Annotated in this window: 12 protein-coding genes; 3 read left to right on the top strand and 9 right to left on the bottom strand. The window is 60.7% G+C overall.

All coding sequences use genetic code 11. The features are described from left to right. Positions 1–82: 82 nt before the first annotated feature. The 4 genes from HBR94_RS12670 to HBR94_RS12655 form a co-directional block, all read right to left on the bottom strand. Complete coding sequence (locus HBR94_RS12670; protein WP_170044902.1) at positions 83–457, bottom strand: AprI/Inh family metalloprotease inhibitor; 375 nt, start codon at positions 455–457, stop codon at positions 83–85. Positions 458–523: 66 nt separating this feature from the next. Further along, complete coding sequence (locus HBR94_RS12665; RefSeq protein ID WP_170044901.1) at positions 524–1,972, bottom strand: serralysin family metalloprotease; 1,449 nt, start codon at positions 1,970–1,972, stop codon at positions 524–526. 426 nt (positions 1,973–2,398) lie between these two features. Next, on the bottom strand, positions 2,399–3,496 hold the full coding sequence (locus HBR94_RS12660; RefSeq protein WP_170044900.1) for a P1 family peptidase: 1,098 nt from the start codon (positions 3,494–3,496) through the stop codon (positions 2,399–2,401). A 9-nt stretch (positions 3,497–3,505) separates the two neighbouring features. After that, a complete protein-coding gene (locus tag HBR94_RS12655) occupies positions 3,506–4,870 on the bottom strand; it encodes an APC family permease (protein ID WP_057444785.1) in 1,365 nt (454 codons plus the stop codon). 212 nt (positions 4,871–5,082) lie between these two features. Here HBR94_RS12655 and HBR94_RS12650 point away from each other — a divergent pair, with 212 nt between their 5' ends. Further along, complete coding sequence (locus HBR94_RS12650; protein ID WP_057438452.1) at positions 5,083–5,877, top strand: helix-turn-helix transcriptional regulator; 795 nt, start codon at positions 5,083–5,085, stop codon at positions 5,875–5,877. Positions 5,878–6,077: 200 nt separating this feature from the next. On the opposite strand, the gene HBR94_RS12645 is transcribed toward HBR94_RS12650, so the two are convergent. From HBR94_RS12645 to HBR94_RS12630, 4 genes are read right to left on the bottom strand one after another with little or no spacing between them, the layout of a single operon-like run. Continuing rightward, positions 6,078–7,157, bottom strand: a complete 1,080-nt coding sequence (locus tag HBR94_RS12645; protein WP_057959677.1) for a polyamine ABC transporter substrate-binding protein — start codon at positions 7,155–7,157, stop codon at positions 6,078–6,080. A gap of 60 nt (positions 7,158–7,217) precedes the next feature. Then, positions 7,218–7,559 (bottom strand): cupin domain-containing protein, encoded by a 342-nt coding sequence (locus HBR94_RS12640; RefSeq protein ID WP_057438450.1) that lies wholly within the window; start codon positions 7,557–7,559, stop codon positions 7,218–7,220. A 27-nt stretch (positions 7,560–7,586) separates the two neighbouring features. Further along, entirely contained in the window at positions 7,587–8,993 is a 1,407-nt protein-coding gene (locus HBR94_RS12635) for an FAD-binding oxidoreductase (protein ID WP_057959678.1), read from the bottom strand. Between the two features lie 48 nt (positions 8,994–9,041). Beyond that, positions 9,042–9,866, bottom strand: a complete 825-nt coding sequence (locus tag HBR94_RS12630; protein WP_170044899.1) for a helix-turn-helix domain-containing protein — start codon at positions 9,864–9,866, stop codon at positions 9,042–9,044. A 257-nt stretch (positions 9,867–10,123) separates the two neighbouring features. Between HBR94_RS12630 and HBR94_RS12625 the strand changes: the two genes are divergently transcribed. Beyond that, a complete protein-coding gene (locus tag HBR94_RS12625; protein WP_057438448.1) occupies positions 10,124–10,396 on the top strand; it encodes a DUF1652 domain-containing protein in 273 nt (90 codons plus the stop codon). Positions 10,397–10,443: 47 nt separating this feature from the next. Here the strand turns inward: HBR94_RS12625 and HBR94_RS12620 are convergent, their stop codons facing one another. Next, complete coding sequence (locus HBR94_RS12620) at positions 10,444–12,909, bottom strand: UvrD-helicase domain-containing protein (protein WP_170044898.1); 2,466 nt, start codon at positions 12,907–12,909, stop codon at positions 10,444–10,446. A gap of 227 nt (positions 12,910–13,136) precedes the next feature. On the opposite strand from HBR94_RS12620, the gene HBR94_RS12615 reads away from it, so the two are divergent. Then, a complete protein-coding gene (locus HBR94_RS12615) occupies positions 13,137–13,832 on the top strand; it encodes a pirin family protein (RefSeq protein WP_057438447.1) in 696 nt (231 codons plus the stop codon). The last annotated feature ends 14 nt before the right edge of the window (positions 13,833–13,846 follow it).

Genomic DNA, 13,846 nt, shown 5'->3' with positions numbered 1-13,846 from the left:
TGGAAGTGACAGGTCGATAAAGGTCACGACCAACAAATACCTCTATACCCGGCAGTTATAAGCATATAACCGCAATACTTAATTAGTGTATGCGTCGCAGTAACAGCTCTACTCCAGAAGCAGAACGCGCTGTGTATTCGCCTTCTTTCTGTCGATTCAAATGGGTAATACCGGTGCCCTCGGTATTCATCAGCCAAATGCCATCCGGGGTGGGCAGCCAGGTCAGGGGTTTTTGCCCCAGCCACTGTTGCGCGCACTCAATATCACCGGCCAGGCTATTGGGTTCGGCGATCAGATCCATCTCGCACACCTGCTCCTGCTGGCGCAGTTGCCAGTGCCCCGCCAATTGCGCGGTGCTGGGTAAAACAAGACTGCTTGCCATTGCGTTGGCTCCTGCCGACACGAGCAATGCCAGGATCAACCAGGCGATTGCGTTGCGAAAATTAGTCATCACCATTACCCGTTTACGGGGCTGTTGCAAGGGAAGAGCAGCGCCGGGGCGCCACCCTTCGTTACGCCTTGATCAAGCCACGATGTCGCTATACATCGCCTGGCCTACGGTGGTGACGAGGAAATCCGCCACGCCGTGCCCGGAGAAGTCCACCGCCAAGGTGCCCAGGTTGGTACCCGAGGCATAAGTCAGCACGGCATCACCGATAGCGCCGGTAAAGGCGTTGACGAAATGCAGGCCGCTGCCGTTGGTGATGCCGGTCAGGTCGATCTTGTCCGAACCCGAGGTGAAATCAAGAATCTGATCCGCCGTACCCGGCTTGGAGTCAGAGCTGGCACCGAACACAAAGGTGTCCGAACCCGCGCCGCCCCACAGTTTGTCGGCACCGCCACCGCCGTAGATCAGGTCATTGCCGGCGCCACCCTTGAGGGTGTTGGCCACGGCGTTGCCGATCAGCAGGTCGTTGCCCGAGCCACCAAAGGCGTTTTCCACGGTCACGCCCTGGGCGATCGACACGTTACCCACCAGGCCACCCACGTCGGAGAACGAGGTCGCGTTGAGGTTGATTTTCTGGTTCTGGGTAAAGCCGGAGAAGTCCAGGGTGTCGTTGCCGCCACCGTCCCATACCGAGAACACCAGCTTGTCGGCGTTGGACGTGGCGCTGAGGTGATCGCGCCCGGTGTTGGAGTTGAAACCGTAGGTGGTATCACCGGCACGGGTGTTGTAGTTGGCACCGTAGAGCTTCTGGATCGCCGCAATATCATCGATCAGCGGGCCGGACGCATAGGCCTCGACCCCGCCTTTGGTGAAGTTCTGGTTGGTGTTGTTTTCGCCCCAGTAGCTCATGACGCTGTAGCCACGGGTGTCCTGGCCGTAGTCCGCGTCTTTGTAAGACGGGTTGCCGGTCCCGGCGTTGTAGTCGCCAGGGTGATCCAGGCCCAGGGTATGGCCGATCTCGTGGGTCAGGGTCTGACGCCCGTAGTTGTTCAGGCCAGGGTTGATGTTGGCGGTGTAGCTGTTGTTGATCAGGTACCACGAGGTGCCATCCGTGCCACTCGTGTGGTACTTCTCATTGGTGCCAGGCAGGTAGGCAAACGCTGCGGCGCCGTCCTGGCCTGCGCTGTAGTTGCCGAAGGTCATGTGGAAGTCGCCGCCCGAGGCTTTCTCGGTGAAGGTGACATTGGCCACATCGGCCCAGGATTGCATGGCCAGAACGGCCTGGCCTTTTTGCAGGTTGCTGAACTGGCTGAACCCGGAGATACCATGCTTGTTCATGGTCGCCGAGGAAGCCGAGGTCAGGAAGGTGTAGGTCAAGTCGATCCTGCCGTTACCGTCAACGTCCCGGTATGCCGCGTTTTCGCGCAGCAAATGGTCGGCTGCCTGGTCGACAGAGAACGAGGGTTTGCCATTGACCGTGAGATTGCCGCCACGGTCATACAAATGGCTAAAGCTATCGACTTGTGAGTAGGCACTACTTGCTTGAGCTGCCGAGACAATAGCTTTGTCTTTTACTTTCGACATAAACGTACTTCCTTGTTTGCAAGTGGAACAGTTTTTGTCCGATAGCGACGTTCTCGGGCGAGATCGTCCTATCACTCGCCTCTTATGAAGGCGAAAAGAAACTGACACAATTCGAAATCACACGTCCAGTATTTTTTTTGTTGGAAAAGTGCGTGGACGGAATAACGACTGCAAACATTGGGAATCAAGTGTTTATATTCTTTGTTTTGGGCTGGATGGCGGCAAGCGGGCTATTTAAATATTAAATAGTGCTAAATAGTTAAATGCCAGACACGTCACACTTTAGTGCTAAGTGGATCCAATATATTGAGTGGGGTGCACTTTTAAAGTGCCACCGTGTCATTGGTAAATATTAAATAGCCACTGTTTAAATATCGACAGCTTGCGGCCGCTATCACCGGCAAGCCGGCGATAGCGAGGTCAAGACTAGCCACGCCACCCCGTTTGGCGCAGGGCCTCCAGCAGCGTCTGCCCCTCCAGCCCCGGTACCAGCACGCCATCGGCGGTGGTCATGTCCTCCCCGGCGAGGATCGCGTTGATGATCGCCTCTTCCACCGCCTCGGCCGCGGCGCTGAACAAGGGCGAAATATGATCGTTATTGACCATGCTCAACGTTGTGCTCAGGGGCAGGTCCTTGCGCCCGTAATCCGCCGGCGGGAGGTCGTGGTTGCCGGTGGCAAACGCGAGGAACAGATCACCACTGGAGTCCTCGGTGCCACCGCCGGTGCGGGCAATGCCGATGGAGGCGCGTTGCGCCAGGCGCTGGCACTGGTGCGGCAGCAGCGGCGCATCGGTGGCGATAATCACCACGATGGAACCCATGCCCGGCGTACCACGCTCGGCAAATGGCGAGGCGATTTCCATCAGGTGCCGCCCCACCGGGTAGCCATCCACCCGCAGCTCCTGGCGCTTGCCGTGGTTGGCCTGCACCAGCACGCCGACAGTCCAGCCGCCCTGCTCCGCCGCCAGCTTGCGCGAGGCGCTGCCGATGCCGCCCTTGAATTCATGGCAGATCATCCCGGTGCCACCGCCCAGGGCGCCCTCCTGTACCGGGCCGGATTCCGCGTTGGCCACGGCCTGCAGCACATGCTCGGGGCCGATATGCTGGCCCCAGATATCGTTGAGCAGGCCGTCGTAGGTTTCCATCACCACCGGCATGCACCAGTACACCGCCGGGTCCGCCAGGCTGTCGCGCTCCAGGGCAATCAGGGTGTCGCGCACAATGCCGATACTGTGGGTGTTGGTGATCGCCAGGGGCGTGGTCAGCAGCCCCGCTTCGCCGATCCACTCAAGGCCGGTGGCGTCGCCGTTGCCGTTGAGCACGTGGTACCCGGCAAAACACGGCTGCAGCCGCGCTGCACCGGCCCGCGGCTGGATCAGTGTGACCCCGGTGCGCACCTGTTTGCCGTCGATCTGCTCCTTGAGCGTGCTGTGGCCGACCCGAATCCCGGGGACGTCGGTAATCGCATTCAATTCGCCGGGCGTACCCAGCCCCAACGTGATGCCCAATTGACGTGCGCGCATAACCACTCCTTACAGTTTCTGAAACGCCGGACTCGACCGGCCGCTGATGCAGTACAGGATCACCGACAAGGCCAGCAGGCCGATGATAATCATGATGTCGCGCATGGACGCCGCGCTAAACAAGGTAAATAACAGATAACCCGCGCCCGCCACGGCCAGCAGTGCCGGCACCGGCCACAGGGGCATGCGGTACGGGTGCTCGCGGTCGCGCAACAGCACCCGGCTCATCAGCGCGCTCAGGGCGACGATCAGGTACACCAGCATGATCAACAACACGCTGAAGGACGTCAGGTCTGCCAGGTTGGAGCTGAAGCTGAGCAGTGCCGATGGGATCGCCAGAAACAGCGTGGCCAGCCATGGCGAATCCCAGCGTGGGTGGATGCGGGTGAAGAGTTTATTGATGGTCGGCGTCCACAGCGCATCACGGCCGCTGCTGAACACCACCCGGCCGATCTGGATCACGATGGCAACGATGGCGTTGAACACCGAGAGGAAGATCCCGGCGCTGACCAGGCGTGACAGGGTTTCATTACCATGGCTGGTCAGCAGGTAGCCGATGGGGTCCGGGCTGCTGATCATCTCGCTCAGGGAGGGCGCGCCGATCAACAGCGCGGTGATTGGCACCAACTCGATCACCACCACCAGGCCCAGGGACCACAGCACCGCCTTGTGCACGCCCTTGCCGCCGCACTTCATGTCTTCGGCCAGCAACACCGCCGGGCCGTAGCCGTTGAACGAGAACAGGCCGATGCCCACCGCGCCGATCACCAGGGCCCAGGGCGCCAGGTGCAGCACGCCGTTTTCGACGATCTGCGGTTGGAACAGCACACTGGCCGGCTGTACCGGGTTGCCAAAGCCGATAAACACAATCACCAGCAACGCCGCCACTTCCAACAGCAGGCAAGTGCCGGTGATCCAGGCGTTGAGCTTGATATTGAGAATACCCAGGGCGTAACTGCACACCACAATCACCAGGGCCACGGTTTGTGAATCGAATTTCGTGCCCAGGGCGTTATTGAGGTAGGTCGCGGCGCCGGTGGCCAGGACTGGCGGGATAAACAGCAGCATCACCAGTACCGTGAGGAACGTCGCGTAGCCGGCCATGCCGCCAAACACGCGCTTGGCGTACACGTATTCGCCACCGGCACTGTTATGGGCACGCCCCAGTTCCGCGTAGCAAAAGGCAAACATCAGCGCCAGTAGCCCAGCCATCACAAATGCCAGGAACACCCCGCTGCCCGCTTGCTGGATCGCGAACGGTGCAATAACAAATACGGAACTGGCCGGGGTTACCGCCGAAACGGTAATGGCCACCACATCGAACACACTCAAGGTAGGTTTCAGCACGCCGTCGGGTGCGGGGGTTGCGCTCATGTCGTTATCCTCGTGGTTATTCTTTTTATTGGAAAGCTGGTTGAGGCAGGAACGAAAAGGGAATGCGTGTGCGGGATATGTTTCCCGCTGAATGCCAGGGAATCTAGGCGCTGCGCCGGCACCCGCCAATTCCCCTATTGGAGTACTCCCCTTGACGGGCTCGTGCAAAAGCCGAACCCTTGGCCGATCTTTCAGCCATCGGAACCCATCACATGAGCCTGTTCAGGGAAATCGGCATGCATGCGGGGCTGGGTCGAACGGTGTCGCAAATTGGCACCGAGCGTTTCTGGAAGCAACTGGTGTTGCTGCTGCACCAGAACCTGGCGTTCGATAACGCCCTGGCAATCTTCTACCCGCTGGATGGCCCGCCCCAGGCGCTAGAGGAGTACGACGCGCAGCCCACCAGCAAACCGGCGTCGATGCTGGTGTACCTCAATGGTTTGTACTTGCTCGACCCGTTCTTTCAGGCCTGCCGTGAAGGCTATGCCAGCGGCGTGTATCGCCTGGAAGAGGTGGCGCCGGACCATTTCCGCCAGAGCGAGTACTTCCTCAATTACTTTCACGACAATGTGCTGGAGGATGAGGTGCAGTTCATCCTGCAACTGCCGGGGGTGGGCACCTTGTCGTTGTCCCTGGGGATGCAGCGGGTATTTACCGCGCCTGAAACCGGGCTGCTGACCCTGCTGGCGGCGTGGGTGCTGCCATTGATGCAGCAGCACTGGCAGCAGAGCACCCGGCGCGCACCGGCTGGCGAGGCCATGGCCAGCCAGATTCGCGATGCGTTGAGCCATTTTGGCAGTGGGGTGTTGTCCGAGCGCGAACTGGAAATCGCCCGCCTGGTATTGCGCGGGTTCTCATCCAAGGCCATGGCCGAACGCCTGAGCATCTCGCCGGACACCGTCAAGGTGCATCGCCGGCACCTGTACGCCAAGCTGGATATCTCGTCGCAGCCGGAGTTGTTTTCGTTGTTTATCCAGTCGTTGGGGCATGACCTGGATAACCCATAGGGCAGGCATGTGGGAGTGGTGGATCCAGTAAGGATGTGTCGACTGGCCTACCGCCATCGCAGGCCAGCCAGCTCCCACATTTGACTTGTGGTGTGGCCACAATTTTCTGCTCGCCGAGTTCCCCCTGTGGGAGCGGGCGGTGTGTCAGTCACATTTATCTAACCTGACACTCCAGCCCCCATCAGGGTAAGCGTGCTGCCTTAGCGCCCGGTACGGATAGTGTTCCAGATCCGCGTGCGAACACGGTCGATCTTCATCGGCATGGCTTCGAGGGCGAAGAGCTTGCCCATCATTTCCTCGCTCGGGTACACCTTGGTGTCGCTCTTGATCACCGGGTCTACCAGGCTGTCGGCGGCGCTGTTGCCGTTGGCGTAGTGCACGAAGTTGGTGATGTCGGCCATCACGTCCGGGCGCAGCAGGTAGTTCATAAAGGCATAGCCGGCCTTCTCATCCGGGGCGTCGGCGGGCATGGCGACCATGTCGAACCAGATCGCGGCGCCTTCCTTGGGGATGTTGTAGCCGATCTTCACGCCATTCTTGGCTTCCTTGGCACGGCTTTCGGCCTGCAGCACGTCACCCGAAAAACCCACTGCCACGCAGATGTCGCCATTGGCCAGGTCACCGGTGTATTTCGAGGAGTGGAAGTAGGCAATGTACGGCCGCACTTTGATCAGCAGCGCCTCGGCCTTTTTATAGTCTTCGGGGTTCTTGCTGTGGTGCGGCAAGCCCAGGTAATTCAGGGCAATGGGCAGCAGTTCCGGGCCGTTGTCGAGGATCGCCACCCCGCATTTACTGAGTTTTTCCATGTATTCGGGCTTGAAGATCAAGTCCCAGGAGTTGACCGGCGCGTCGTCGCCCAGCACTGCCTTGACCTTGTCGATGTTGTAGCCGATGCCGGTGCTGCCCCACAGGTACGGGAAGCCGTGTTCATTGCCCGGGTCGTTGGTTTGCAGGGCCTTGAGCAGCACCGGGTTGAGGTTTTTCCAGTTCGGCAGTTGGCTCTTGTCGAGCTTTTTCAGGGCCCCGCCCTGGATCTGCCGGGCCATGAAGTGGTTGGACGGGAACACCACGTCGTAGCCCGAGTTACCGGTCATCAACTTGCCGTCCAGGGTCTCGTTGCTGTCGTACACGTCGTAGCTGAAACCGATCCCGGTTTCCTTCTGGAAGTTCTTGGTGGTGTCCGGCGCGATGTAGCTCGACCAGTTGTAGATTTTCACCGTCTCGGCGGCCTGGGTCAGGGACGCCACCAACATCAAGGGCAACAGGGCAATGGGTCTCATGGTTCGATTTCCTGGCGGTTATAGGGCTGTTTTTATGGCAGGCGATCAAGGATCAAAAGATTAGAGGATCAACACATAGGTCTTGCGCACGGTCTCCTGGATATCCCAGATGCCCGTGCTGTTGGCCGGCAACATCAGTGCATCGCCGGCTTCGATATGCAGGGTTTCGCCGTCATCGGGGGTGAAGGTGCAGCGGCCCTGGATAAAGTGGCAGAACTCCTGGGCCACGATCTGGCGCCGCCAGCGGCCCGGGGTGCATTCCCAGATACCGGTTTCGACGCCGTCGTTGCGCTCTACGCTGAGGGTGGAGGCCACGGCAACCGGGGTGCCCAAGGGCACGGCGACCGGGTTTGAGTCCGGCAAGTGGCGGTTAAGGGTGTCTTTGAATTGGGTAATGCTCATGGTCATACCTGTGGTGATTGAAGCGACTTAGTGCATGAAACCTTCCATGAAACCGGCAATCCCACTGGCCAGCTTGCGCCGCCAGGGCGCGGTGTTCGGGTCGGCCAGGGTCTGGTCCTCATGGACAAAACTGCGAATGATGGCGTTGTAGCCCAACCAGCGGCACGGCTCCGGCTCCCAGCCCCGGAGGGCACTCAGGCCGCCGTCGCGCAACACCCATGGCTGCTGGACCAACGGCGTGTCGCGCCCCAGGATCAGGTCGGCCAGGGTCCGGCCACCCAGGTTGCTGGCGCCCACGCCCTCCCCGCCATACCCGCCGGACAAGGCGATGCCACTCTGTTGGTCGCACAGCATGTGCGGCCGGAAACGCCGCGACATGCCGAGGTTGCCGCCCCAGGAGTGGGTGACCCGCACATGCTTGAGTTGCGGGAACAGCTCGCAGAACAGGTAGCGGCGCAGTTCCACTTCGCTGTCGGTGAGGTCGAAGTTGTGGCGCAGCTTGCCGGCAAACTGATAGCCGCCGCGCGCCCCGAACACCAGGCGGTTATCGGCGGTGCGCTGGCCGTAGGTGACCTGGCGGCTGCTTTCACCGAAGGCCTGGCCTTGATTCAGGCCGATTTCCTCCCAGGTACTGGCCGGCAGGGGTTCGGTGGCGACGATCAGGCTCTGCACCGGCAGTTGATAGCGGCCCAGGGGCTTGAGCGTCGGCGCATAGCCCTCCACCGCCGGCACCACCCACGAGGCGCGGACCTGGGCCTGCTCGGTGCGCAGACTGCCGGATTGCCAGTGGGTGACCGGGCTGTTCTCGTAGATCGCCACGCCCATGGCCTCGACCACCCGCGCCAACCCGCGCACCAGCTTGGCCGGGTGGATCGTCGCGACGTGGGGGGTGTAGACCGCACCATAGGCCGAGGCGATGCGGATCTGCCCGGCCAGTTGTTCGGGGCTGAGCCAGCGATAGTCGTCGTCGGTCAGGCCCTGGCCATGCAGCTTGGCCAGGTATTCGCGCAGGCTGGCTTCCTGCTCCGGGTAACGGGCGGCGCAGTGCAACGCCCCGCCTTTGCGGTAGTCGCAGTCGATACCTTCGCGCTGCAACACCTGCCCGACTTCATCGGGGATGCCGTGCAGCAGGTCAAACGAGGCCCGGCGCTGCTCGGCGGGCAGCCCTGCCAGCAAGCGATCTTCGCCCAGCAGATTGCCCATCAGCCAGCCACCGTTGCGCCCGGAAGCGCCAAAACCAGCGGTCTGCGCCTCGATGATCACCACCTTGAGCTGCGGCGCGTGGCGCTTGAGGTAATAGGCGGTCCACAACCCGGTGTAGCCGGCGCCAATAATGGCCACATCGACATCCAGGTCCTGCCCGAGGGACGCACGCGCCTCCAGCGGCTCTTGCAGCTGGTCCATCCATAAACTGATCTTGCGCCATGCCGGCATGCCGAACTCCACCACCAAACGTCGATGGCGTGATCCTAGTGCCTGGCTTCAGTCGTCGTCTTGCGCGCGTGCACGCAGGGAAATTTGTTTGACGTAGGCCTTGGGCGACAAGCCAGTGTGCTGGCGGAAACAGCTGTAGAACGCCGACAAGGAATTGAAACCGGCGGCAAACGCCAGCTCGTCGATACGGATCGGCGGCGTGGCGCCCTCCAGCGCCGCCAGTAAATGCTGCAGGCGGGCCTGGTTGACGTAGCGGTAGAAGCTCTGCCCCAGCACCTGGTTGAGCAGATAGGAAATCTGGTTGCGGCTGTAACCACATTCCTTGGCCACCCGCTGCAGGTCCAGTTCCGGGTCGAGATAGGGTTGCTGGCGCTGGAAGTACTGCTGCAGATCGTTGGCCAGGTAACTCAGTTGCTGGGGCGACAGGCCCAGGCGGCTGACGGTCGGCCGCGTGGCCTGGGACTGGGAGCGGCTGGTGGCGGGCTCGTGCACCAGGGACGCGTATTCGTTGACGCGCCAGATCAGCCCGTCGCGCACGGTGATCGCCTCACTGGTGCGAAACGACACCAGGCCCTGGCCGCCGCGCAAGGTCACGCGATACTGGATAAAGGCGGTATCGCCGTCGGTGCGAATGCGGTCGGTGTGTTCAATGCCTTCGTCGGGGTCGCGGGGCATGCTGGCTTGCAGGTACTCGCGCAACTGGTCGAAGCACACCACGCGGTTCTGGAAGAAGTCGTGGTACTGGATATCCGGGTGATAGTGCGCCATCACCCCGTCCAGGTCCCGGTGTTTCCAGCAAAGATGATGGCGCAACACCACCTCGGCAGTCGCTTGCGTCTGTTGCGGGCTATCGGCCGGGGCGGTCTGTGGCATACAACGCTCGAAAACGGCTAAAGCCTGGAGCTTGCACAACTTTACCAAGGGCTTCAATGGCAACGTGACAGTTTTAAGTAGTGGCCTTTTGCCTAAGCATTCGTAAGACATGACCCACATCAAACTTCTTGCAAGCAACTGCCGAACGGATAGAAAAAACTCCGGTGTTCACTGCGAGTGAGTGCTATTTTTTAAGCTTCACGGTCAGCGCCATTGATGGTTCTGACGCCCTTGCCGCGAGCTAAAGGAAGCGCTCAATGAACAAGGTGGGCCACATGAACAAAGTGACGTTCCCCAACGCATGTCAGTTGATGCGCTGGCATTTTCATCCGGTCGGTTTTGAAGGCAGCATGGACGCCCCCGGCAGCCTGATTGCGCGCCTGTTTGACCGAGAGAGTGGTGAAACCCTGATTGCCATCGCTGGCATTCCCTGCGCCACGGTGATGAATGCCACGGATGTGGAGCGGATTATCGAGGCGATCGAGGCTGAGCTGGAATCGTTTGTGCGGCCAAAGTTGCTACAGGCCTGAAGGGTGTGGGAGCTATCTCGCCCGGCGAGACAGCTGCCACATTTGATTTATTGCGCTTTAATGGCGCGGCGATCATCAAAGAACGCCTTGCCCCCCGCCACCCGATCCGACGCCCTGGGCGCATGCCCCACCTGGCCATCCTGCCCCTCGACATACCAATAGCAATGGCTCACCGCCCGGGTAATCCCGACATAGGCCAGGCGCAGCACTTCGTCTTTTTGCGCATTGTCGTAAGGCTCGGCATCCCCGTCCTTGCCAAGGCCGGCCATGCGGTACACCTGGTTCTTGTAGGGCGAACGGGTCAGGTGCTGGCAGTCGCCGAGCAAAAACACAGCATCCGCCTGTAGCCCCTTGGCGCTGTGGTAGGTCAGTTGCTTAAAGCGGCGCATGCCCGGCGGCAAGCTAGAATCAAGGTTAACTACAGACTGAATATGTTCCTGAATCAATAGCTTATCGCTGCTTTTTCGATACAACATCAACACCGACTCGCCCCGTTGATAGTGCGCCAGCAACCGCTGCGCCAGGCCCGCCTCGTCACGATCCAGCACCTGTACCGGCACCAGCGCCCTGGCTGCGCCGCTGGCCTTGGCCTTCTTGCCGCTGATTGCCGGTGCGGCTTTAACGATATGTTCGGCCGCATCAATGATGTGCTGATGACTGCGGAAGTTCTCCCCGAGCATCACCCGCGTGGTGGTCGGCGACGGGAACTCCTTGTTGAACTCCATGAAGTACTTGGGCGAACTGCCGCGCCAGCCATAGATCGACTGCCAGTCATCACCGACACAGAGCAGCGAAGAATGCTGGGCCGCGCGCCCCACATGCAGCGCCGGCCCACGGCTGCGGATCTCGCGCAGGCTGGCGCGGATCCACGACACGATCTGTGGCGAGACATCCTGGAATTCGTCGATCATCAAGTGCGACAGCGGGCGCAACAGCCCGTCGCCGAGCAGCTTGAGGTTTTCTGGCGTGTTCTCGCCAAACAGCGAAAACATGCGGTTGTAGGTCATGATCGGCGGCGACTGGTCCAGTAGATGATCTTCCAGGGCCTTCCAGAAAATACTCAGGGCCTCGAAGAAGCCGCGGTCCGGGTCATCCTTGGCAAAGCTCATCTGGCCCACCGCCGTGGGCACGTCCAGGCCGAGGTTCTCGATAAAGCCGGCGGCGCTCACGAAACAGTCCAGCAATGGCGCTGAAGCCAACTCACCCTTGACCTTGTAATCAAACCCGGGGCCGGAGCTGGCATCCCCCGCCAGGCTGCTCAACAGGCGCTTGGATGATTCGTAGTTATCCAACCAAATCAATGGCTTGCGGCAGAATGCTTGAAACAGGGTGCGCTTGACCGCCCATTCAGCCCGCACCGACAGCTTGGCCCCGGGGCGGGCGATCTGTGGGTTTTCCCTGGCGTCGAAACCCAGCACTACCCAGGCATCCAGCTCGGCGCTGTAACCATGGCAATGGAACGACGCACCATTGATTTCAACACGCTGGCGGTTCGGCTCGATGCCCTTGATCGGCCATGCGCCGGCCCGGAACCACAGATCCTCGATCACATCGCACAATTCTTCATCGCGCTTGGCCGCCAACTCGGTGACGGCCACGCGTTTTTGCACATCCGGGTGGTCGCGCTCCAGCTCCTTGAGCTGCAAGGCATGGCGGGCCATCGGTGCAATCAACTCGCGAAAACGTGCATGCCGGCCGTAGAGGCCGTGGTAGCAGGCATTGAGCTGCTGGCGCTGGGCATCGTTGATGCGCAGGTCGAAGGGGTTGCTGTCGGCCTCGTCATCGTAGAGGCCGCTGCGCAGGTTTTCGAAGGCCTGCAACCGCTCAAAGCCCGGAAGGCTGCGAACCATGGGCAGGATGCGCGAGTGAAAGGTCCGCACTACCGCCTGGGCTTCTTTCAAAGCAAGGGGTTGGCCCCACAGGTGGAGAATCTCCATGAGCTTGCGGATAAAGTCCTGGCGTGACTCGCGGGTGAAGGTCACCACGGTCATGGCGCTCAGCTCAAAGCCCAGGTAATGGGTCAACAGCAGGATCCGCAGGACCAGCGAGGTAGATTTGCCAGCCCCGGCCCCGGCAATCACCGAAGTTGAAGGGGTATCGCTGAAGATCATCTTCCACTGCGCCGTGCTGGGCTGCGCATGGGCCGGCAGCAGGCGCGCCACATCGGCTTTGATGCGTTTTTTCAACTCGGGGGTCAGTGGCAGGCGCCAATCGTCGAACAGGCTGTCGTCCACGCCCGGGGCGCGGTGCTCATCGCTACGGAAGTCGCGAATCAACAGAACCTGACGCCCCTCTTCGATGCCATCGCGCCGGCCTTCCTGGTAGCCATACTCCACGCCGGCCTCATGCCCGCTGCGAAAGCCATCGGCCTGACCGTGCAACCACGAAAAACGATGCTGGGCCCGCAGGCGCGTCAACCCATGGCCAAACAGCCGCGCAGCCAGGCGTTTGAACAGCGGCATTTGCGCCAGGGGGCGCAGTTCGGGAGGCAGATCGGGGGTGTGTTGCGGCACGCGGACTCCTGCGGGGGCTTGAGCGAACAGAGCCCCTATGGTCGCCGGAATCCCCCGACAGTTCCAGCCAATTGCTTTGGCTTCATGCAGTTAGGCGATGAACTGAAGCTGGGGTCTAGTTTTGGGACTGAACAAACAATCGAATAATCTGATAAGAATCAGGCATTTTTTACGCTTTTTGTCGATGATGCCCTGGCGGATGATAGGCCCATCAACAGGAGACGATCATGCTTGAACTTCGACCTTTTACCTCCCTGGGCGGCGCCAATCACGGTTGGCTGGATGCTCATCACCACTTCTCGTTCGCCGAGTACCATGACCCGCAACGTATGCATTGGGGCAACCTGCGGGTGTGGAACGACGACATCATCGCGCCGGGCACCGGCTTCCCGCAGCATCCGCACCGGGACATGGAAATCATCACCTATGTGCGTGAAGGTGCCATCAGCCACGCTGACAACCTGGGCAACAAGGGCCGTACCGAGGCGGGCGACGTGCAGGTGATGAGCGCCGGTACCGGGATCGCCCATAGCGAATACAACCTTGAAGCCACGGCGACCAAGATTTTCCAGATCTGGATCATTCCCAATGAAGCGGGCTTGCCCCCTTCCTGGGGCGCCAAACCTTTTCCCAAGGGTGAGCGCGAAGGGTTCGTGACCTTGGCCAGCGGCAAGCACGGTGACCATGAAAGCTTGCGGATCCGTGCCGACGCACGCCTGGTGGCGGCCAATCTGAAGGCTGGGGAAAGTGCCGAGTATCACCTGGATGCGGGCCGCCGGGCGTACCTGGTGCCGGCGACCGGGGTGATCGAGGTCAATGGTCTGCGAGCGCAGGCGCGTGACGGCGTTGCAGTGCAGGATGAGCGGGTGTTGCGGGTAACGGCGGTCGAAGACAGCGAAGTGGTGCTGGTGGACCTGGCCTGATCTCGAGCCAGACT

This window comes from Pseudomonas sp. WS 5412, assembly GCF_012985615.1.
In the GTDB taxonomy this organism is placed as follows: domain Bacteria; phylum Pseudomonadota; class Gammaproteobacteria; order Pseudomonadales; family Pseudomonadaceae; genus Aquipseudomonas; species Aquipseudomonas shahriarae.
Note: the sequence above shows the minus strand (reverse complement) of the source record. Positions and strands in the feature narration are given on the sequence as shown.